Origin of the sequence: Epilithonimonas pallida (genome assembly GCF_900182975.1) — a bacterium.
In the GTDB taxonomy this organism is placed as follows: Bacteria; Bacteroidota; Bacteroidia; order Flavobacteriales; family Weeksellaceae; genus Epilithonimonas; species Epilithonimonas pallida.
On the sequence record NZ_FXUO01000002.1, the window covers coordinates 22390 to 43109 of the forward strand.

21 protein-coding genes are annotated in these 20720 nt (G+C 37.2%); 13 read left to right on the forward strand and 8 right to left on the reverse strand.

All coding sequences use genetic code 11. The annotated features are described in order from the left end of the window. The first annotated feature begins 49 nt into the window (after window positions 1–49). The 6 genes from QOL71_RS03295 to guaB all read left to right on the forward strand — a co-directional run bounded on the left by QOL71_RS03295 (window position 50) and on the right by guaB (window position 7201). Window positions 50–1432, forward strand: a complete 1383-nt coding sequence (locus QOL71_RS03295) for a hypothetical protein (RefSeq protein ID WP_283415553.1) — start codon at window positions 50–52, stop codon at window positions 1430–1432. Further along, the gene (locus QOL71_RS03300) at window positions 1432–1758 is read left to right on the forward strand and encodes a nucleotide pyrophosphohydrolase (protein WP_283415554.1); all 327 of its coding nucleotides are present in this window, start codon (window positions 1432–1434) and stop codon (window positions 1756–1758) included. Before QOL71_RS03295 ends, QOL71_RS03300 begins: the two co-directional genes overlap by 1 nt. Before the next feature lie 80 nt (window positions 1759–1838). Continuing rightward, entirely contained in the window at window positions 1839–3062 is a 1224-nt protein-coding gene (locus tag QOL71_RS03305; RefSeq protein WP_283415555.1) for a 3-phosphoshikimate 1-carboxyvinyltransferase, read from the forward strand. A 1-nt stretch (window position 3063) separates the two neighbouring features. Further along, a complete protein-coding gene (locus tag QOL71_RS03310) occupies window positions 3064–3858 on the forward strand; it encodes an SDR family oxidoreductase (protein ID WP_283415556.1) in 795 nt (264 codons plus the stop codon). A 71-nt stretch (window positions 3859–3929) separates the two neighbouring features. Next, entirely contained in the window at window positions 3930–5570 is a 1641-nt protein-coding gene (locus tag QOL71_RS03315) for a BamA/TamA family outer membrane protein (RefSeq protein WP_283415557.1), read from the forward strand. Between the two features lie 170 nt (window positions 5571–5740). Further along, a complete protein-coding gene (gene guaB / locus QOL71_RS03320; RefSeq protein WP_283415558.1) occupies window positions 5741–7201 on the forward strand; it encodes an IMP dehydrogenase in 1461 nt (486 codons plus the stop codon). 67 nt (window positions 7202–7268) lie between these two features. Here the strand turns inward: guaB and QOL71_RS03325 are convergent, their stop codons facing one another. From QOL71_RS03325 to QOL71_RS03340, 4 genes are read right to left on the reverse strand one after another with little or no spacing between them, the layout of a single operon-like run. Next, on the reverse strand, window positions 7269–7961 hold the full coding sequence (locus QOL71_RS03325) for a T9SS type A sorting domain-containing protein (RefSeq protein ID WP_283415559.1): 693 nt from the start codon (window positions 7959–7961) through the stop codon (window positions 7269–7271). An 11-nt stretch (window positions 7962–7972) separates the two neighbouring features. Then, window positions 7973–8554: a phage tail protein gene (locus tag QOL71_RS03330; protein ID WP_283415560.1), complete on the reverse strand. Its 582-nt coding sequence runs from the start codon at window positions 8552–8554 to the stop codon at window positions 7973–7975. A gap of 30 nt (window positions 8555–8584) precedes the next feature. Beyond that, window positions 8585–9157 (reverse strand): phage tail protein, encoded by a 573-nt coding sequence (locus tag QOL71_RS03335; RefSeq protein WP_283415561.1) that lies wholly within the window; start codon window positions 9155–9157, stop codon window positions 8585–8587. Between the two features lie 17 nt (window positions 9158–9174). Continuing rightward, window positions 9175–9678 carry a phage tail protein gene (locus QOL71_RS03340; RefSeq protein WP_283415562.1) on the reverse strand — a complete coding sequence of 168 codons (504 nt, stop codon included), beginning with the start codon at window positions 9676–9678 and terminating at the stop codon, window positions 9175–9177. A gap of 248 nt (window positions 9679–9926) precedes the next feature. Between QOL71_RS03340 and QOL71_RS03345 the strand changes: the two genes are divergently transcribed. Further along, complete coding sequence (locus QOL71_RS03345; RefSeq protein ID WP_283415563.1) at window positions 9927–10274, forward strand: hypothetical protein; 348 nt, start codon at window positions 9927–9929, stop codon at window positions 10272–10274. A 27-nt stretch (window positions 10275–10301) separates the two neighbouring features. On the opposite strand, the gene QOL71_RS03350 is transcribed toward QOL71_RS03345, so the two are convergent. From QOL71_RS03350 to QOL71_RS03360, 3 genes are all read right to left on the reverse strand, one after another. Then, window positions 10302–11390, reverse strand: a complete 1089-nt coding sequence (locus QOL71_RS03350; RefSeq protein ID WP_283415564.1) for a DUF4407 domain-containing protein — start codon at window positions 11388–11390, stop codon at window positions 10302–10304. A gap of 129 nt (window positions 11391–11519) precedes the next feature. Further along, window positions 11520–12437: a YihY/virulence factor BrkB family protein gene (locus QOL71_RS03355; protein ID WP_283415565.1), complete on the reverse strand. Its 918-nt coding sequence runs from the start codon at window positions 12435–12437 to the stop codon at window positions 11520–11522. Window positions 12438–12476: 39 nt separating this feature from the next. After that, entirely contained in the window at window positions 12477–12995 is a 519-nt protein-coding gene (locus QOL71_RS03360; RefSeq protein WP_283415566.1) for a gamma carbonic anhydrase family protein, read from the reverse strand. A 313-nt stretch (window positions 12996–13308) separates the two neighbouring features. On the opposite strand from QOL71_RS03360, the gene QOL71_RS03365 reads away from it, so the two are divergent. The 5 genes from QOL71_RS03365 to QOL71_RS03385 all read left to right on the forward strand — a co-directional run bounded on the left by QOL71_RS03365 (window position 13309) and on the right by QOL71_RS03385 (window position 17183). Continuing rightward, complete coding sequence (locus QOL71_RS03365; protein WP_283415567.1) at window positions 13309–14187, forward strand: NifU family protein; 879 nt, start codon at window positions 13309–13311, stop codon at window positions 14185–14187. A 115-nt stretch (window positions 14188–14302) separates the two neighbouring features. Continuing rightward, window positions 14303–15340 carry a ferrochelatase gene (hemH, locus tag QOL71_RS03370; protein ID WP_283415568.1) on the forward strand — a complete coding sequence of 346 codons (1038 nt, stop codon included), beginning with the start codon at window positions 14303–14305 and terminating at the stop codon, window positions 15338–15340. A gap of 12 nt (window positions 15341–15352) precedes the next feature. Beyond that, entirely contained in the window at window positions 15353–15733 is a 381-nt protein-coding gene (locus QOL71_RS03375) for a VOC family protein (protein WP_283415569.1), read from the forward strand. A gap of 5 nt (window positions 15734–15738) precedes the next feature. Continuing rightward, complete coding sequence (locus QOL71_RS03380; RefSeq protein WP_283415570.1) at window positions 15739–16185, forward strand: DinB family protein; 447 nt, start codon at window positions 15739–15741, stop codon at window positions 16183–16185. Between the two features lie 269 nt (window positions 16186–16454). Further along, a complete protein-coding gene (locus QOL71_RS03385) occupies window positions 16455–17183 on the forward strand; it encodes a DUF3108 domain-containing protein (RefSeq protein WP_283415571.1) in 729 nt (242 codons plus the stop codon). Between the two features lie 80 nt (window positions 17184–17263). On the opposite strand, the gene QOL71_RS03390 is transcribed toward QOL71_RS03385, so the two are convergent. After that, on the reverse strand, window positions 17264–19996 hold the full coding sequence (locus tag QOL71_RS03390) for a M16 family metallopeptidase (protein WP_283415572.1): 2733 nt from the start codon (window positions 19994–19996) through the stop codon (window positions 17264–17266). Between the two features lie 102 nt (window positions 19997–20098). Here QOL71_RS03390 and ruvC point away from each other — a divergent pair, with 102 nt between their 5' ends. Then, the gene (gene ruvC, locus QOL71_RS03395; RefSeq protein ID WP_283415573.1) at window positions 20099–20653 is read left to right on the forward strand and encodes a crossover junction endodeoxyribonuclease RuvC; all 555 of its coding nucleotides are present in this window, start codon (window positions 20099–20101) and stop codon (window positions 20651–20653) included. Window positions 20654–20720 lie beyond the last annotated feature (67 nt).

The window sequence follows — 20720 nt, forward strand, 5'->3', positions numbered from 1 at the left end:
CACAAAATAAAAATTTAAATTTTGTAGTTTTGAAGATTAAACAAGATAAATGAAAATTAAAATACTTTTTGGAATTGCATTTTGGTCACTTTTGCTTTTGGCAGGCTGTAATCGTGATGATATTTCTTTCGATTCCCCCACTCAGCTTTTGAGATTCTCTACTGACACCGTTTTTTGCGATACAGTTTATAACCAAATGCGTTCGGAAACTTATGCCGTGAAGGTTTATAATAATGAAAATAAGGATGTTCTGATTCCAAGAATTGCGCTTGAAGGTGGAAATTCTTCTCTTTACAGAATCAATGTGGATGGAAAAACAGGAACTAGTTTCGAAAACGTAGCCTTGAGAAGAAAAGATAGTCTATATGTTTTTGTAGAAATTGCGCCGGTTGCCAATGCTCCGGAAGCAATTGCCGAAGACAAAGTGGTTTTCAGCTCACCAGCCGGCGAACAAAAAGTAACACTATTCTCTGTCGTTCAGGATGCTGAGTATTTTATTCAAACTGGAGAAAACCCTGTAACAATTAACGAAAATACAACTTGGACTAAAGACAAAGTAAAAGTAATTTTCGGTAATCTGAATGTTGCAGAAGGTAAAACTTTGACAATGGAAAAAGGCACGAAAGTCTATTTCCGGAAAAACAGCGGTATGAATTTCGCAAAAAATTCCGGATTGACTGTAAATGGTGAATTGAGCAACGAAGTAATTTTCCGGGGCGATAGAAGTGACACAAAATATGACACGCTTCCTGCCAACTGGAACGGCATCAAAATGGAAGAAGGATCTCTTCTTAATATGAATTACGCCAGAATCTTTGGCGGTAACGTCGGCCTTCAGTTGAAAAAGAATGATGCAAAAATTAATAATACAATCATCCATACTTTCCAAAACATAGGAATCTATGGTATTGCTGCTAATATTACTGCTAATAATTTAGTGATGAACAACTGTGGTGAGGCTGACCTCGCAATTGCCGGTGGTGGAACTTATAACCTTAATTATTGCACCATTGCAAATTATTGGGATCTGAATTCGTCAATGCCTGCTGTTGGAATCTTTGCCAGTAATATTTATCAAAACGGTGATGAACGAGTTGTAGGAAATCCGGTTTTGAATGTAAAAAATTCTATCGTGTATGGTGATGTTCCAGATATGATTGCATTTACTAAAGTTGATGGCGGAAGTTTTATTACAGATTTTAAAAACTCTCTATTAAAGTTCACTTCTAATTCCGGCCTGAATCCTGATAATTCTAATATTAAAAATGAAGATCCGAAATTCCAGAATTATTTCACCCAGAAAATGAATCTTAGAGTGAAGGATGACTCGCCTGCAAAAAAGAAGGGTACAAATCTAAATAATAACAATACTATTAAAGATATTGTAGGAATTACTCGGACTTATCCTGCAACTTTAGGTGCCTATCAATAATGGAAATCACAACTCTTCAGAAACAAGTTGATGAATGGATAAAAACCATTGGCGTTCGTTATTTCAATGAGCTGACCAATATGGCTATGCTGACAGAAGAAGTAGGCGAAGTTGCGAGGATCATCGCCAGAAGATATGGTGAGCAGTCAGAAAAAGAATCCGACAAATCCAAAGATCTGGGAGAAGAATTGGCTGATGTTCTTTTTGTAACACTTTGCTTAGCTAATCAAACTGGGACGGATTTGCAATCGGCTTTCGATAAAAAAATGAAAATTAAAACTGATAGAGACAAAGACCGACATCAGAATAATGAAAAATTAAAATAATTGTACAACGTATTAATGTAAAATGTATTCACGAATTTGAATCATTAATACTATAATACGTTTTACATCAATGCAGAAAAATGATATTAAAAAAATCAGAATTAATAGACGGAAAAAATATACAAATTACCGGTTCGAAAAGTATTTCGAACCGTCTTTTGATTTTAGGGAAACTCTTTGGGAATATTGACATGCTCAACCTTTCCAATTCTCAGGACACCACTTTGTTGAAAAAAGCTCTGGAATCGGACTCCGAAACCATTGATATCCATCACGCCGGCACAGCGATGCGATTTCTGACTTCGTATTATTCCATTTTTGAAGACAGAAAAACCATTTTGACAGGCTCTGAAAGGATGAAAAACCGTCCTATCAAACCTTTAGTTGATGCGCTTCAATCTCTTGGCGCGGACATTACTTATCTTGAAAAAGAAGGTTTTCCGCCGTTGCGAATCATCGGAAAGAAGATTGAAAACAATTTGGTTAAAATCTCAGCCAATGTTTCCAGCCAGTTTTTGACTTCTTTGATTTTAATAGGAGGAAAGTTAGAAAATGGATTGACACTGGAATTGGAAGGCGAGATCACGTCTCGGCCATATTTGGAAATGACTTTGAAAATTCTGGACGAAATCGGAATCAAATCTCATTTTGCAGAAAGTAGAATCGAAATTTTACCTCATCCGGAAAATGCAAGAATAGAACATTACGAGGTAGAAAGTGACTGGTCTTCAGCTTCTTATTTCTATTCTTTGGCAGCAATTGGCAGAAAATCGATTAATCTTAGAAGTTATCATACATTGTCCTTACAAGGCGATAGCGTGATTAAGGAAATCTATTGGAAATATTTCGGAATCAATACGGTTTCTGATTATGCAGAAAATTCGATTTCTTTGCTGCCCGAGCCAGCTTTCGAATATCCTGAATTGATTTCTCTTGATATGAACGATTGTCCCGATATTGCGCAAACCCTTTGTGTTACCGCAACTGCGCTGAAAATCCCATTCGTCATCACAGGACTTCATACTCTGAAAGTGAAAGAAACCGACCGATTAGTAGCACTTCAAAACGAGTTGTTTAAAATCGGCGGAAAAACGCACATCACAGTAGAAAAAATTGAATCTTCGGAATTCATAGAACCAGAAGAAAACATTTCGATTGCAACTTACAACGACCACAGAATGGCAATGGCTTTTGCGCCGTTTGCTTTGATTAAAGAACTGAATATCGAAAATAAAGATGTTGTAGAGAAATCGTATCCTGAATTTTGGGAGGATTTTAAATCCGTAACTAAAGAAACTGAATAATATGTCAAAAGTCATCATCATCACAGGCGCTTCATCCGGAATTGGATTCGCATTGGCAGAATATTTCGGAAAGAAAGGAAACAAAGTTTACGGTTTGAGCCGAAAGGTCGTGAACTCTGATTATTTTGTTTCAATTCCAACAGACATTACCGAAAAAGACCAAATCGACAATGCGATTTCTGAAATCCTGAAAACTGAAAACAGAATTGATGTTCTGATTAATAACGCCGGAATGGGAATGGTTGGCGCAGTTGAAGATTCAGCAAAAGAAGATATTACGAAGTTATTCAATCTTAATTTGATTGGCGCTGTTCAGATGATGACAGCGGTTCTTCCAAAAATGCGGGAACAGAAATCAGGAAAAATCATTAATGTTTCCAGCATCGGTTCCGAAATGGGATTACCTTTCAGAGGATTTTATTCCGCTTCCAAATCGGCTCTGGACAAAGTGACGGAAGCAATGCGTTACGAAGTTTATCCTTGGAACATCCACGTTTGCTCGCTCCATTTAGGCGATATCAAAACCAATATTGCAGAAAATCGTGTCAAAACAAAAGTTTCCGAGCCTTACAAAAATGTCTTTGATAAAGTTTATGCTTTAATGAATTCACACGTTGGCGATGGAACAGAACCTTTGGATGTTGCAGTTTATGTTGAACAACTTTTGGGCAAATCCAAATGGAAAGCGCATTATTATTTTGGAAAATTTGGACAGAAAATCGGAGTTCCTCTGAAATGGATTCTTCCTCAGAATACTTATGAAAATCTGATGAAGAAGTATAATAAAATGGATTGATTTTTTGTTATATAACCAACAAAGACACTAAGTTTTCACAAAGTTCACAATGAGCTTAATAATGGTGTTCTTTGTGTAAAATCATTGTGAACATTGTGGTTAAAATCGATTATTTAATTGCCATTATCTTTTGTTTTTTCTGTGTTCTTTTTAACGCGCAGAAAAAAGAATATTGGCTCATCGATAAAGAAACCAATGTTAAAAAAATCGTTTCCGATTCGGCAAAAGCAGTCAAATTCCTGGATTCTTTGGCTGAGAACTCTTACTTCTTTACAGAACTGAAAGACGTCAAAAAAATAGACAATCGGACAGAAATCTATTACGACAAAGGTCCCAATTTCAATCAGGCTAAAGTCCAATTTTCAGATTCTTTAGTTACAGATTTGAAGTTTCAAAAGAATGAGATTTACACCAAAAATTTAGACTCACTCAAAAAAAACATCAATCAAAAATATCGGGACAAAGGTTTTGCCTTCAATCGCGTGAAAACCAAATTCCGGAAAATGGAAAACGGAATTCCATCGGTTAAAATCTCAGTTGTTCCGGCTTCTCAAAGAAAAATTGACGCCATTGTTTTCAAAGGCTATACGCGTTTACCGAAACAATTCGTTAAGAACCTCAACAAACAATATCTCGGCAAAAACTACGATGACAGGAATCTGGTTTCTATGAATCAATCTTTGCAAAATCATCAGTTTGTGTCGTTGGAAAAGCCGCCTCAGACATTATTCACCAAAGATTCGACACAGGTTTTTCTCTTCACCCAAAAACGGAAAACCAATACATTTGACGGAATGATTGGTTTTGGAAATGATAAAACTGAGAAATTTACGGTCAACGGAACCCTGAATGTCCAGATGAAAAATATGTTCAACAGCTTCGAAAGTATTGGCATCTATTGGCAGAGAAATCCTGACAAAGGCCAGACTTTTGATTTGCAAACCGACATTCCGTACACGTTCGGGAGCAATGTTGGCCTGAACGTGAATGTCAATATCTTCCGTCAGGATTCCACATTTGCGAATGTGAAATTTTTACCCGCCATTTATTATCATATTTCACCGAAGCAAAAACTCGGTCTCAAAGGAACTTTTGAGTCTTCTGCGATTCTGGATTCACTGTACACGAGTGGTCGGGATTACAGCAAAAAAGGGATTGGCATTTATTATCAGTATCAGGAAGGGAGCGACATTCCACTATTTATAAACAAAAGCAACATCCGTCTGGAAGCCGATTTCCTGAAAACGACTTACGACGACACGCAGGAAAAATTTGACCAAATTCGGTATTTCATTTTTGCAGAATACAACTTCAATTTGTCCGGAAATCACTTTCTCAATATCAAGGGAGAATCCGCGTTGCTCAGTTCCAAAAACGAATTATCAACCAACGAACTTTTTCGGTTTGGCGGCTGGAATTCGCTGCGCGGCTTCAATGAGCAAAGTCTCGTCAGCGATTTCTACGCATTTGCCGGCGCCGAATACCGTTATCTTGTCAATGATCAGGCCTTTTTCGACATCTTTGCGCAGTACGGACAAATGTCCAACAAAGCATTGGGAATCACGCCCAAGCTTTACAGTTTAGGGTTGGGTTTCAATTTTTTTCTTCCCATTGGTTTGATGAGTTTCCAGATTTCCAACGGAAATGAGTTCGGTAATCCTTTCAAATTCAACGAAATAAAAATCCATTGGGGAATTCTCAGCAGATTTTAATCAGTGATAAGCGATAAATGATAGTTGATACTAATAAGAATTTGAAAATCATTTATCAACCATCAATTATTTAATTCGTCATCATTTCTCTGAATATTAATTATTTATCAAATAAATTACGATATTTTCAAATTACATAAAAATAACTTAATTTTGCAAAGAAAGTAAAGATGTCTATTCATAACAAAATTGTAGAGACAGCCATCACTTTCGATGACGTGCTTCTAGTCCCTTCTTATTCAGAAGTTTTACCTAATCAGGTTTCATTAAAATCAAGACTTACAGACAAAATTTCGCTTAACGTTCCGATTGTTTCCGCTGCTATGGATACGGTTACGGAAGCTGATTTGGCAATTGCATTGGCGAGAGTTGGTGGTCTTGGATTCATTCACAAAAATATGCCAATTGCAGAACAGGCTGCGCAGGTCAATCGTGTAAAACGCTCAGAAAACGGAATGATTTCTGACCCGGTTACATTGTCCAAAGATCACACTTTAGCAGAAGCCAAAGAACTGATGGCAAAATATAAAATCTCCGGATTGCCTGTTGTTGACAAAAACAACACATTGATTGGAATCATTACCAATCGTGACGTTAAATATCAGGAAAATCTTGCCGCAAAAGTGGAAGAAATAATGACAAAAGATAATCTCATTACTTCGGACAAAACCACCAATCTGGAAAAAGCCAAAGAAATCCTTCTTAAAAACAGAGTTGAAAAATTACCAATTGTTGACAAGAAAAACAGACTGGTTGGATTGATTACGATTAAAGATATCGATAATCAATTAGAATATCCAAATGCCAACAAAGATCAAAGCGGAAGATTGATTGTCGGCGCCGGCGTTGGCGTTGGTGAAGACACGATTGAAAGAATCACAGCATTGGTAAAAGCCGGTGTTGACATTGTTGCCATCGATTCAGCTCATGGCCATTCGAAAGGTGTTTTGGACAAAATCTCAGAAATCAGAAAAACTTTCCCTGATTTGGATATTGTTGGTGGAAATATCGTAACAGCAGACGCCGCAAAAGATTTGATAAAAGCGGGTGCAAATGTCTTGAAAGTTGGTGTTGGACCAGGTTCCATCTGTACAACCAGAGTTGTTGCAGGTGTCGGCGTTCCTCAACTTTCCGCAATCTACAACGTTTACGAATTTGCCAAAAAGAAAAATGTAGCGGTTATTGCTGATGGTGGAATCAAACTTTCGGGAGATATCGTAAAAGCCATTGCAAGTGGCGCCGGTGCAGTTATGTTAGGCTCACTTTTAGCTGGAACTGATGAAGCTCCGGGAGAAGAAATTATTTTCCAGGGAAGAAAATTCAAATCTTACCAAGGAATGGGTTCTCTTTCTGCAATGAAACGTGGTGGAAAAGAACGCTATTTCCAGAGTGAAGCTAAGAAATTTGTTCCGGAAGGCATCGAAGGCAGAGTTCCTCACAAAGGAAAACTGGAAGATGTGATTTTTCAATTGACCGGAGGTCTTCGTGCTGGAATGGGATATTGCGGCGCAAAAGATATTGAAGCGTTGCAAAAAGATTCGAAACTGGTAATGATTACAGGAAGCGGATTGAAGGAATCTCATCCACACGATGTTATTATCACACAGGAAGCGCCTAATTACTCATTATAAAACACATTTTCAAAATAACAAAAGGCTGCAAAAATGCAGCCTTTTTATTATTAAAATAAAATGATATCTATTTCTTTATAAATTTCAAGCTATAAGATTTCCCATAAGTGTCATTAATTCTAAGAAAATAAACTCCTTTTTGAAGCTGAGTTACATCTAACCGATCTTTAAAATCAGTTTTTAAAATTTCTTGACCCTCCATATTAATAATTACAATATTTTTAGCATTGTCAATTCCTTTTATAGTAATATAATCCAAAACAGGATTAGGAAACATTTGTATCTGCCCTTTTGAAAAATCGTTTACTGCAAGTGTAGATGTATGCAAATCGCCAGTCATCACAGAGTTAGAAGGTGTAAGATTTCCTCCACATGCATTTTCAGTAACTAAGACATTCTCTACCCATGATCCCGTTGAAGTATTCGGTGGATTAGCTGCAGAATTATTTCCTGTTGAATTATAATAAATTAAATATGGATTAATAAAATCTCCATTTCCAGAATCTGCCAAAAATTCCCATCTTGTAAGTGCATTGTTCCATTGAATTTTGAATTCACAAGTTCCCAATCCACCACAAGATTGATCACCATCTACAGGCGTTGTTATGTAGATTTTTTTACCATTACCATCTGTAGCAGTATTATTAAATATAAAATTCTGGTCATTAAACAAACCATGGCATCCGTTAAAAGTAATTATTTGTGCAGAAGTTGAGCACAGTGAAAAAACCATTGTTAAAAGAATGTATATTTTTTTCATGACTTTAATTTTTAGTTTCTGGAAGGGAATATCCCTTGCAGAGCAATGATACATTTAAAAGTTACATATGGCTGCAGATTATTATGTGGCAGGTTTCCTCCGGTTGGACCTACTACTCCGTTATTCATTGTTGTCATATTTCCACTTCCATAACTTGCATATTCTTTATCAAGAACTTTAGTATTTGCCGGGAGGTTACCTTCCGGAGAGCTTTTATTACCGTCTGATGTCACAGCATTTACCAAATGATTATGAGCCGGCATCTCATTAAGCGTTAAAGTATGATTTTCTTCACCAGCGTTTTGTCCCAATGTATAGGCGCTGCCATCACCAAGAAGAACCCGGCTTTGGATATTAGGCAAGGCAAAAGTTGTCGATCCGTTTCCACCATAAGTTGTCCCCAGCAAAGAAAACAACGCTTGATTTTGGGCAATTGATAATATTTGCCCATTGCAGTCTGCCCAGCCTTTTGGTGCAAAATTGAATGAAACAAATAATATCTGACCCAGAAAAGGCGTACCATCACCTTGTGCTTTTAATTCTCCGGAAGAAAATCCTAAAAGAATTATCATTAATAAAATATATTTTTTCATGATATTTTAAATTACTGATTATAATTAATGCTATGGTCTTTGCGGATAAACACCTTGTAATGCAATAATACATTTTAAGGTTCCATAAGGTTGCATATTATTGTGAGGCTGTCCACCACCTGTAGGATTAATCATGAGGGGGTGCATAGTTGTATTAGCCACAGCATCCGAATACTCCGGATCACCTGCTTTTGTGTCTGCCGGGAAATTTCCTGAAGGAAGATTTTGGTTCCCTTCTACTTTTACGGCATTTACAACATGAGTATGTGCAGGGATTTCTGTAGAGAGTAATGTAACATTAGCCTCACCAGTTGTTGTTCCTGTAGGATAATCAGCACTATCTCCTATTATAGTTCTGCCCTGCATATCTGGTAATGCAAAAGTTGTCTGTCCATTCCCCCCAAAAGTAGTACCCAATAAAGAAAATAACGCTGTATTTTGAGAAATAGGTAATATTTGTCCTTTACATTCTGCCCAGCCTTTGGGTGCAAAATTATAGGGAACCCACATAATTTGTCCTACAAAAGGGTCACTTCCTTGTGCGGACAATTTAAGAGATAACATCAATAAAAAAACCAATATTTTAATTTTTATTTTTTTCATGATAATTAAATTTATGATTAATTATGTGAAGGAAAAATTCCATATAAGGAAATAACACATTTCATAGCCAAGCTAGGCATCATGTTATTATGTGGCTGGGATCCACCTGCAACAGTTAACATGCTAGATTTCATAGTCGTTTTGGATTCTGGTGCATTAGAATCAGAATACTCTTTATCCAATACCTTAGTATTGGCAGGCACTCCGTTTGCAGGAGAATTTTGATTACCTTCTACCGAAGTTCCCATTACTGAATGATTATGACTCGGTAATTGATTGACGGTTAAGGTAACTGTTTCTGAGCCACCCATTTGCCCCAATTGATAATTACTCAGCCCAGGTCCTTGTCCATCATCAATAATTACTCTTCCTTTAGCATTGGGAAGCGCAAATGTAGTCTGCCCATCTCCACCGTAAGTTGTTCCTATTAAAGCAAATAAAGCCTCATTTTCTGATATAGCCTGCAAAGAACCATCACAATCGTGCCAGCCTACCGGAGCAAAATTGTAAGGAACAAACATAATCTGACCTATAAAAGGTTGCTGTGATTTAATTAAGATAGAAAAAGAAAATCCTATCATAATGAAAATCAGAATAGATAATTTTTTCATATGAATTATTTCTATAAAATTAATAAAAAAACGAACTGGAAAATTTATTTTTTAAAGTTATCAGATGTTAGAAATTTTACGTCAGTTTATCAAAAAACAGTTAAAAAAAACATTTTTATAATGAAACATTTTCTAAATTTGCAACTTAGTTTTTTGCAATGAAGAAGACGACACTTTTCTCGCTATTATTTTTATCACTTTTTGTGTTTAGTATGCTTTCTTTTACTTCGAATAAGAAAGTGATAGCCGTTGTTTTCAACAAAGAGATGACAAGAAAAGACCTGATGAGTCTTCAGAAAAATCTGAAGGACAAAAACATCATCTTGGTATTCAATAAAATGAAATTTACCAAGAATCGATTGAGCTATATCGATTTCAGTATCGATTTTGGGGATGGTTTTTCAGGAACATCAAAATCTGTGATTACAAAAAATACAGAAATTGGCTTTATGAGAGATTATAATGATAATGCCGAACAGCCTTTTGTTGTGGGTAATTTAAAATAAAAAGCTTCCAATTTGGAAGCTTTTCTTTTATGTATTATTTTGATGATTTCGTTTTCTTTCTTTCCGGATTTTAAGGTCATCCTCAAAATCATCAATTCGATAATCCGTCAATGAGTTTCCTTTTCTGATCTTCTCTTTAGAATAAAGCTTGAATTCATTTTCAGTTTTTTCCAGAAGATAATCATAAGGGCCAACCGAAGAAATTAGTTTAATCAATACCGGCGAAATTTCCAAAACAATAAACAATCCCATAATAAAGCTTGCTGCCAACGCTATGATTGCCGAATTTTTGCCCAATTCATCCAAAGCTTGTAATCTTGCAGCAAATCCATTGAATTTGTCTTCAATACCTTCAGTTGATTTCCTTTCGGTTTCAAGGTTAGAATAAACTTTGGAAATTTCTGTATCCAAGTATTGCAATCTCGGCTGCATTTGTTTTTGATAATTTTCCAGGTCGGCACGTTTTTGCTCTTTCAGTTCTGCTTTTCTTTTGGCATTAGATCCGTAACCCACTTTTCCGCTGGTTAAGCCGGATTGTTTTCCCAGAATTTCTTTCTCTAATTCCACAGAAGCAGAATCGTAAGCCATCTGATAGTTTTTGATTTGGGTCTGGATCTGTTTCTTTTCCAGATCAAAAGGTCCGGATTGTTGCAAAATTCTTCCGCTCATTTCTGCCTGCAATTGTTTCTTATTCCTTTGAATGATTGTATTCAGTTGCTTGTTAACCTCCTTCTCAAAAATCTTCAGTTCCAAAGGTTTTGAAATAATGATCCCAAGAAATGTCGCTAAAATCAAACGTGGAATTGTCATCAGAATCTGATTCCACCAGGTTCCGGTTTTCTTTATTGAAGACACAATATATCTGTCCAAATTAAAAATCATCAGTCCCCAAAGAATCCCGAATCCTACAGATGCCCAAAGATTATCGAAAACCGTGAACATTGCATATCCTGCAGACAACGTCGCAAAAATAGCGGTAAATAAAACGATACCTCCGATTCCGGCAAACTTGTTCCATTCGGATGGTGACTTTTTCAGCAAATGAATATTCCCTCCGGAACAAATCATCAGAAAATGCTGAAACCAATTCATTTTATGAGTGTTAGTATTTTTCATTTATTTAAATTCATCATAATTTGTATTTTAAAACGTTAATTTGTTACAAATAGTATTAGGTAAAACCTAATAACCAAATCTGTACCAACATCTATTTTATAATAATCCTGAAAAGCAATTAGAAGTTGATTATATCTCTTTTTGTTCAGAATCTCTATAGAGTTTTTCTTTACTCCATTTGGCATGCTTGGACGGAACAATCTTGTGTCCTTTTTTATAGGCAAAAATTTTAGTGAATTCTGCTCCGAAAAACACCAGCTGACAGGAATAATTAATCCACATCATCAGCAAAATTACAGTTCCCGCCGCTCCGAAAATAGAAGTTGGCTTTGATAAATCAAAATAAAAACTCATCAGCATTTTGCCAACATTGAACAATAATGCTGTAACAACAGCTCCGATCCACACTGATTTCCATTTGATTTCCACATCCGGTAAAACTTTGAACATCAATGCAAACAGAACCGTGACAATGGCTAAACCAAGAATAAAATTGGTTGCCTGAACAATCACATAAGTTTCTAGCCCAAAATATCTGGTAATCCAATCATTAGCCAGACCGATAAATGACGAAAGAAGCATGCTTACCAAAAGAAGAAATGCAATAATAAGAATCATTCCAAGCGAATTAGCTCTGTCAAGGATAAATTTTTGCCAGGCTTTTTTGGGAGCCGCCTCAACATCCCAAAGATTGTTGAGCGTACTTTGCATCTGGAAAAACAAGCTGGTTGCACCAAAAACCAAAGTCCCCACTCCAAGTGCTTTCATCCAGAAATTCTCTTTATCGATCATCGCACTTTTGATAATATCCTGGATACTTTTGGCACCATCATAGCCCATTATTCCCTGCAGCTGACGGCGGATTTCACCATTCACCGCTTCCTCACCAAAAAAATGCCCCGCAATCCAAATAATGATAATCAACAACCCGGGCAAAGAAAATATGGCATTGTAGGCCATACTTGCGCTATCTTTAGCAGCCGATGATGACATCCATTCTCTAAATGTTTCTTTCAGAATTTCCCAAAAAGAATTTAGATGTTTCATTCTTTACTTTTTGATGGAAAATTCAATCTTTATACCAACTTAGTCTTCTTTATACCAACTGGAGTACTTCACATAATTATTAGCAATGCGGTTGATTTCGCCTTCGATTAAATTCAAAGAAATATCTTTTACTTTTTTTGCGGGAACGCCAGCCCAGACTTCACCCTCACGAATATGCGTATTGGCAGTTACAACCGCACCTGCAGCCACTATCGAGTTACTTTCTACTAAGCAATCATCCATTACAATCGCGCCCATCCCTATCAGCACATTATCTTTTATTGTACAGCCATGGACAATAGCATTATGTCCAATCGACACGTTACTTCCAATCGTTGTCGGACTTTTTTGATAAGTGCAGTGTATCATCGCATTGTCCTGAACATTGACTTTATCGCCCATTTTGATATAATGAACATCGCCTCTCAATACCGCATTGTACCAAATACTACAGTCTTTTCCCATCGTCACATCGCCGATAATCACAGCCGTTTCCGCCACAAAAGTATTCTCTCCAAGTTGAGGCGTTTTGCCTAAAAGTTCTCTGATGATTGCCATATTTTTATAATTGATAATTAATAAATGATAATTGATTTTCTAAGTGATATTTATTTGGGCGCCTTTATCCGTCCTCCGTTCCCGCTTTTTTGTGCCGAAGCTTTCCTCGCGAGAACAAAAAGAGCTCCACTCAGGCCGGGGCGCAGATTGGTCTTTCAATCCAATTTTAACATTCATTCAGCCAAAATCAAACCAATAGAAAAAATCGAAAATCCGCAAAGCTTCTCATAATCAAAACTTAACATAACATTGGGATTTATCAGCTTTTTTCTTCCACCAAATTACGATAATTTTGTAGTTCAATATACTTAAAATGAGAGAAATCATTATAGAACCTACGGAAAACAAGAAAGTAATGAAGTTCGTCACGGATTACACTTTGATTCCAGGTTCATTGGAACTGGACAGAGATTCTGACGTTTCCGAGATTCCGTTAGCTCAGGAATTGTTCAACTATCCTTTTGTAAACAGGATTTTCATCACAGCCAATTTTATTGCAGTAGCAAAAGAAGATACTGTGGAATGGGAACACGTTGCAGAAAGTCTTAAAAATATCATCGAAGACGAATTGCTGGCCAACCCGAGAATCTATCTTCAGAAAAGAAAAGAAGCTTACCAGATCTATTCGGAAATGACACCGAATCCTGCGGTGATGAAATTCATCTCCAGCAAGATGCTGATGGATGGTTTTATTGAAGTCAAGTCTAAGGAAGAATCTGACGGAGTGCCTTTGGCAAAGGAATTATACGACGCTTTCGATTTTGTGAAGGAAGTTTATGTAAGCGACAATTTCGTTGCGGTTACCAAAGATGAGCAATTCCAATGGCACGAGATTATGAATCAGGTTCGTTCTTTCATCGCAGAATTTTTGCAGGCAGGAAAAACAATTTCCAATCTGGATCCTCATCAGCACGAAAATCCTGTCTTGAAAATCATCAACAGAGAATATACGGACGACGAGCAGAAAATCAGTGATATCCTGAACGAATATGTAGCACCTGCTGTAGAAAACGATGGCGGGAAAATCTCTTTAATTGAGTACGATCAAGAAAACAAAACCGCCAAAATGCTTCTTCAAGGTGCTTGCAGCGGTTGTCCATCTTCCACTGCAACTCTGAAAAACGGCATCCAAAGTATTCTGAAACAATTCGTTCCGGAATTGGTGGAGAATGTGGAAGCTGTAAATGGATAAAATAGGTTCTCGCAGATTTGGCGAATTTTGCAGATTTTTAAAGTAAGATTTATATCGGCTATATCGGAAAAATCTGCGAGAATTAAATATTTTTAAAAATTATTAAAAACTCATTTTGGAAAATAGCAACAAAAAAGGAATTCTCCTAGTCAACCTCGGTTCGCCGAAATCTACTGATGTCAAAGATGTTAAAGAATATCTTGATGAGTTCCTGATGGATGAAAAAGTCATCGATTACCGCTGGATTTTCCGCGCATTATTGGTCCAGGGAATTATCCTGAAAACCAGACCAAAGAAATCAGCAGAAGCTTACAAAACGGTATGGACAGACGAAGGTTCGCCTCTGATTGTGATTTCCAAAAAACTGCAGGAAAAACTTCAGGAATTGGTGGATGTTCCGGTTGGTCTGGGAATGCGCTATGCGGAGCCATCAATCAAAACCGGCATTCAGGAATTGGTAGACCAAGGTGTTACAAATATTACTTTGTTCCCGCTTTATCCTCAATACGCAATGAGCACGACGGAAACGGTGATTGACAAAGCCGAGGAAGTTCGACTAAAATTCTTTCCGGACATTAAAATTAATTATGTAGAACCGTTTTATGACCGCGAGATTTACATTAATTCTCTGGCAGAAAGTATCAGAGAGAAACTGCCTGCAGATTTTGACCTGTTGCAGTTTTCTTATCACGGTGTTCCGGAGCGTCATATTTACAAAACCGACCCCACGAAGACCTGCAATATGAATAATTGCTGTCAGAAAGAAGACAATCCTTCGCACAAATTCTGTTACAGACACCAATGTTATAAAGTGACGGAGTTGGTTTGTGAGAAATTGGGCATTCCAAAAGAGAAAGCATTGGTGACTTTCCAATCCCGACTGGGAAAAGACAAATGGATGGAACCTTATACAGATGCTACTTTGGAAGGTCTTGGCAAGAAAGGCATCAAAAAACTGGCAATAGTTTGCCCGGCTTTCGTTTCCGATTGTCTCGAAACCTTGGAAGAAATTTCTGAAGAAGGCAAGGAAATCTTCCTTCACGGTGGAGGTGAAAGATTCGATTATATCCCGTGTTTGAATGAGGAACAAAGTTGGGTGAATGTGGTGAAAACACTTTGTGAAGAAAAGCTGGACGATTTTTATTTTCATTAATTTCTAAATCCAATGGTTTTCCGATACGCAAGACATACTCAGAATCTGGAGAAGTTGATTGGCTTTTATACTAAAGTTTTGGACTTTAAAGTTCTTGGAGATTTTAAAGACCATAACGGTTATGATGGTGTTTTTCTTGGCAAGCACAATGAAAACTGGCATTTGGAATTCACTCAAGATAATAATATTCCGGAATCTCAATTTGATGAAGATGATATTTTGGTTTTCTATCCAGAGACTCTGGAAGAATTTCAGAACATTGTTGCAAATCTGGAATATCATAAAGTTCCCATCATTGAACCAAAAAATCCTTACTGGAAAGAAAACGGCATCTGCTTCGAAGATTGTGACCATTACAAAATCATTGTTTCTGATCTTAGAATCAAAAATTAAAACCGATGTTAAACGAAACTTTAATCTCACTTTTTAAAAGAGACCTGAACAAAGTCATTGAGGAACTTAATCTTTATCAATCGGAATCTAATATATGGAAAGTGGAAGGCAGCGTTTCTAATTCGGCTGGGAATCTTGCTTTGCATCTTATTGGCAATCTCAAAACTTACATTGGAAAAGAAATCGGAGGAGTTGCTTATGTAAGAAACCGGGATTTGGAATTTGCTGATAAAAATGTTCCCAGAGATAAACTAATTGCTGATCTTAAGGATACCATTGCAATAATTAAAGACTCTCTGAAGTCTGTATCTGATGAGGATCTGAAAAAAGAATATCCGCTTTTGGTTTTAGGGAAAAAAACGTCAACGGAATATTTCCTTGTTCATCTGGCGACGCATCTGAATTACCATCTCGGGCAGATCAATTATCATAGACGACTGGTAGAAAAGTAATACAAAACCACTTCAAGAATCTGAGGTGGTTTTTGGTTGAGATTCAGGAATTATTTTTGCCGTCTTGACAGTAATATTTGATATGCTGTTCTGTTACCTCGGTGTTACATCTCTGGTTCCTTCGATTATTTTTTGTTTTTTAACCATATAGATCGATATCAATTGGGCAGATAAATTTATAATTTTGAATGCTTATATTTCTCGGTATTAATACTTTAATGAATGGTAACATATAAGATAATTAGCTGACTAATAGTTAAAACAACTTTATGACAACTAAGCTTTCTTTATTCGCAATCTTGTTTTCTATGATGACAAGTATCGTCTATGCCCAGGACGTCTTCCAGACACCGGCGCACAACAACATAGACCACTCACTGGTCAAGGATGAAACTTATAAGATGAAATGGTTCGCTGTGAAAGATACAGCCAAAATAGAAATTGGCGAAGTCTCTACTCAAATCAGTAAAAAAGAAAAAACGTTATCTGTAACGACTACTGTTACAATGAAAAACCAGCCGGATTGGGTGGACGAGTCTGTTAGCGAAATCAAAAATTTTCAACCAGTCAAACATACGTCCTACAATATGCAGCGGGATATTGAACTTAACTTCGCGAAGACCAATGTTACAGGTTTCTATCTGGATAAAGCAGACAACAATAAAATCACCATCAATGAAACTGTCAAAAACGACTATTTCGACAGCAATCTTTATCCACAGCTTATAAGATGGATGCCACTTAAACAAGGCTACAAAACAGAAATTTCAATTTTTGATTATAATCCAAAAACAGCAATAGGTGTCATCAAGGCTTATGTTCTGGATGCAAAACAAGACAAGCTTAACCATATAGATGTATGGGTAGTGACAGCCACCGATGACATTTCCTCTAAACAGGCTGTCAGCAAGTATTATATTGATATGAAAACCAGGGATATCTTGAAGCAGGAAATAAATATAGGCCCAAGAAAAATGCTGATGGAGCGCGCCAAGTAAAAATTCTTTCTGCCCATAAAAAACGAAACCCTTTCAGAATTTGGAACTCTGAAAGGGTTTCTATAATAATAATTAAGAGATTATTTTTTGTTGAAATCTCCCGCAAAAACTGAAGTCATCTTGTCTTCGCTGATGTATTTTCTAAGGACATCATTGACTTGAGAGACTTTAAGCGCAGAAACTTTTGTTTCTAAAGCATCATACTCGTCCAAAGACTGACCATATTGAAGTTGAGAATTTACCAATCCCATCAAGGTATTATCGTTTCCAAGACCGGTTTTTCTGGAGTTAAGCCAAGACGTTAAGTTAGATTTGAATTCTTCTTCTGTGAAACCATCTTTAACTGCTTTGTTCACTTCCTCTTTCAAAGCTTTGTTCACTGCTTCTTTTTTTGTCGGATTGAAGAACGCATACCAAGCCCAAGACGCTACGTTGTTATCAATTGGAATGTTGATGTAAGAGCCTGCACCATAGCTGATTCCTTCTTTCTCACGAAGTCTTGTCGGGATTCTCGCCGTTAAGAAACCTCCACTTCCTAACATTTCGTTGGCAATCACAAAGGCTGGATAATCCGGAGATTTTCTATCCATAGAGAAACTGATCTTCCCAACCGCTGCTCCGTTCTCTTTATCCGGAGTAAGGTAATCTTTGTCTTGTTTTTTGGTAGCGAATAATTCTGGTTTGATGAACTCGTAAGTTGATTTTGAATTCCATTTTCCAAAAGTTGATTCTAATAATGCAGCTGTTGTTTTAGTATCTACATCACCAATCACAGAACCAACACCATTGTTACCTCCCAATATTTTGTTGTAGAAATCAACCAGCTGTTCTCTTTTCACTTTCTTATTGTTATCAATCTGTTCCTGTGTAGAAGCTGTGTAATAGATGCTTTCTTTAGGATAATTCTCAGTGATTTTTTCGATCTCTGTGAAAGCGATAGACTGCGGATCGTTCAATGAACTTTCCAAATAAGTATTATACTCGTTCACAGTCTTTACTAATTCAGCTTCCGGGAAAGTAGATTCGGTCAGAATTTCTTTGATTAATGATGTTACTTTTGGCAAACTTTCTTTGTACGTGCTGAAATTCACAAACAATGTCTGGCCACTGAATCCGAAATTGATGTTAGACTTCCATTCGTCCAGCATATCCTGGATTTGTTCCTTGGTATGAGATTTAGTCCCGGTTTTAAGCACCTGAGCCATTAGAGAGCCGACATCAGCCTTTCCATTCAGATCCTTTGCATTACTTACAGGGAAACGGAAACTACCAAGTACTTTGCCACCTTTGATGTCTTTTTTGATCAAGCCATATTTCATCCCGTTGCTCAATTTCCCTTCTGTGAGATTGGCTTTCAGATTTTTGATACTGGCTTCGAAAGGAGCTGCTTCTCTTTCCAAAGCTTTCCCTTTGTAATCCTTGGTCAACGTTGCGATCTGATCATCGGTGTACTCGATATTTTTAACTCTAACCTCATCTTTTGAAGGGATGAAAACACCCACCGTTCTGTTATTGGTTTTGAAATATTTGGTCGCAACTCTCTGGATATCTGCAACAGTCAGTTTTTCTACCGTATCACGATAAAGCATTCCGAGCTTATAGTTCCCGGCACCAACGATCTCTGTCAGATTAACAGCATAACCAATCGTATTATTTTTGATGTTCTCTATTTGCTTTAGGATTTTAGCTTTTGCTCTTGCAACATCCTGTTCTGTATATTTGATGGTAGCGATTTTATCCAGCTCTGCACGGAAATCATTCTCCGCTGTTTTCAGATCTTTGTCCGCCGGTATATCCAGACCAAAATACATATAACTTGCATCTCTAACCAGCGGCTGATAAGCGTAGACTGACGCTGCTTTGTGAGAGTCGATCATCGCTTTGTAAAGATATCCGGACGGATCAGCGGTCAAAATCTCTTGCAAAGCGTCCAGCGCCGCATAGTCTTTATCCGCATAAGGGACAGTGTGGTACAATGCTCCAACTACCTTGCTGTCACCAGCACGCTTCAGTTCCACAAAACGTTCGCCGTCCTGAGCCGGTTCTACTGTGTAAGGAGTTTCCAGAACTCTTGCAGGCTTTGGAATGGTGGAAAAATATTGCGCAATATATTCCAACGCTTTTTTCTCATCGAATTTTCCTGCAACAATCAAAGTCGCATTATCAGGCTGGTAATATTTTTCATAAAACTTTCTAAGTGTCACAGCTTTTACTCTTTCAACATCTTCCTTGCTCCCAATTGTACTGTTTCCGTAATTATGCCAAAGGTATGCAGCAGAAATAATACGCTCCATTAAAACTCCACTTGGGCTATTTTCCCCAATCTCGAATTCATTTCTTACAACAGAAAATTCTTTATCCAGATCCGACTGAAGAATTGTGGCATTTACCATTCTGTCGGCTTCCATTTCCAGAAACCATTTCAAGTTCTCATCATTAGAAGGGAAAACCTCATAATAATTGGTTCTGTCATACCAGGTTGTCCCGTTAGCATTTCCACCTTTGTCGGACAGCATTTTTTTGATATCGCCTAACTTTTTGGTGCTTTTGAATAACATATGCTCCAGCAAGTGAGCCATTCCTTTTTCGCCATAACCTTCGTGCTTGGAACCAACATTATAAACAATGTTTACAACAGCGTTACTCTGAGAAGGGTCAGACATCAGAAGGACCTTCATCCCATTACTCAGGGAATATTCTTTGATTCCCTCCGTATTACTAATAAATTTTGGTGTTTCGGCTTTTTGAGAAAACACAGGTGTTGCATAACCTGCGTAGAATACGACTGCCGCAGTCAGTAAAAAATTCTTCATGTTTGATTGTTAATTTTTTGGTTTCTAAATTTAATAACTTTCATTGTGAAAATATATTGTAAAGACAGGTTTTTATGAAAACATTAACGTAATTTTGCCATTATGCTAGTCGAAAAAATAATTTTGGGTATCGATCCGGGGACAAGTGTTATGGGATTTGGAATTATTTCTGTTAAGGGAAATAAAATGGAACTAATTGCAATTCACGAATTGATTCTTAAAAAATATGAAAATCACGAAACCAAACTTAAAATTATCTTCGACAAAACTCTGGCATTAATTGATGAATACCACCCTGATGAAACAGCTTTGGAAGCGCCTTTCTTTGGAAAAAACGTTCAGAGTATGCTGAAACTGGGAAGAGCTCAAGGCGTTGCAATGGCCGCAAGCCTTCACAGAAATGTTCCGATTACAGAATATTCTCCCAAAAAAGTAAAAATGGCGATAACCGGAAACGGCAATGCCAGCAAAGAACAGGTTGCAGGAATGCTGCAAAATCTCCTGAAACTGAAAGAATTCCCGACAAAATATCTGGATGCATCTGACGGATTAGCCGTTGCCGTTTGTCACCACTTCAACTCAGGAAATATCTCTACTGATAAATCTTACTCCGGCTGGGATAGCTTTTTGAAACAAAATCCGGATAGGATTAAGTAGTAGTTGGTTGACGACTGATAGATCTTTGTCAGGCTCAGGCTCTTGAAGCCTTTTTATTAAATCTTTT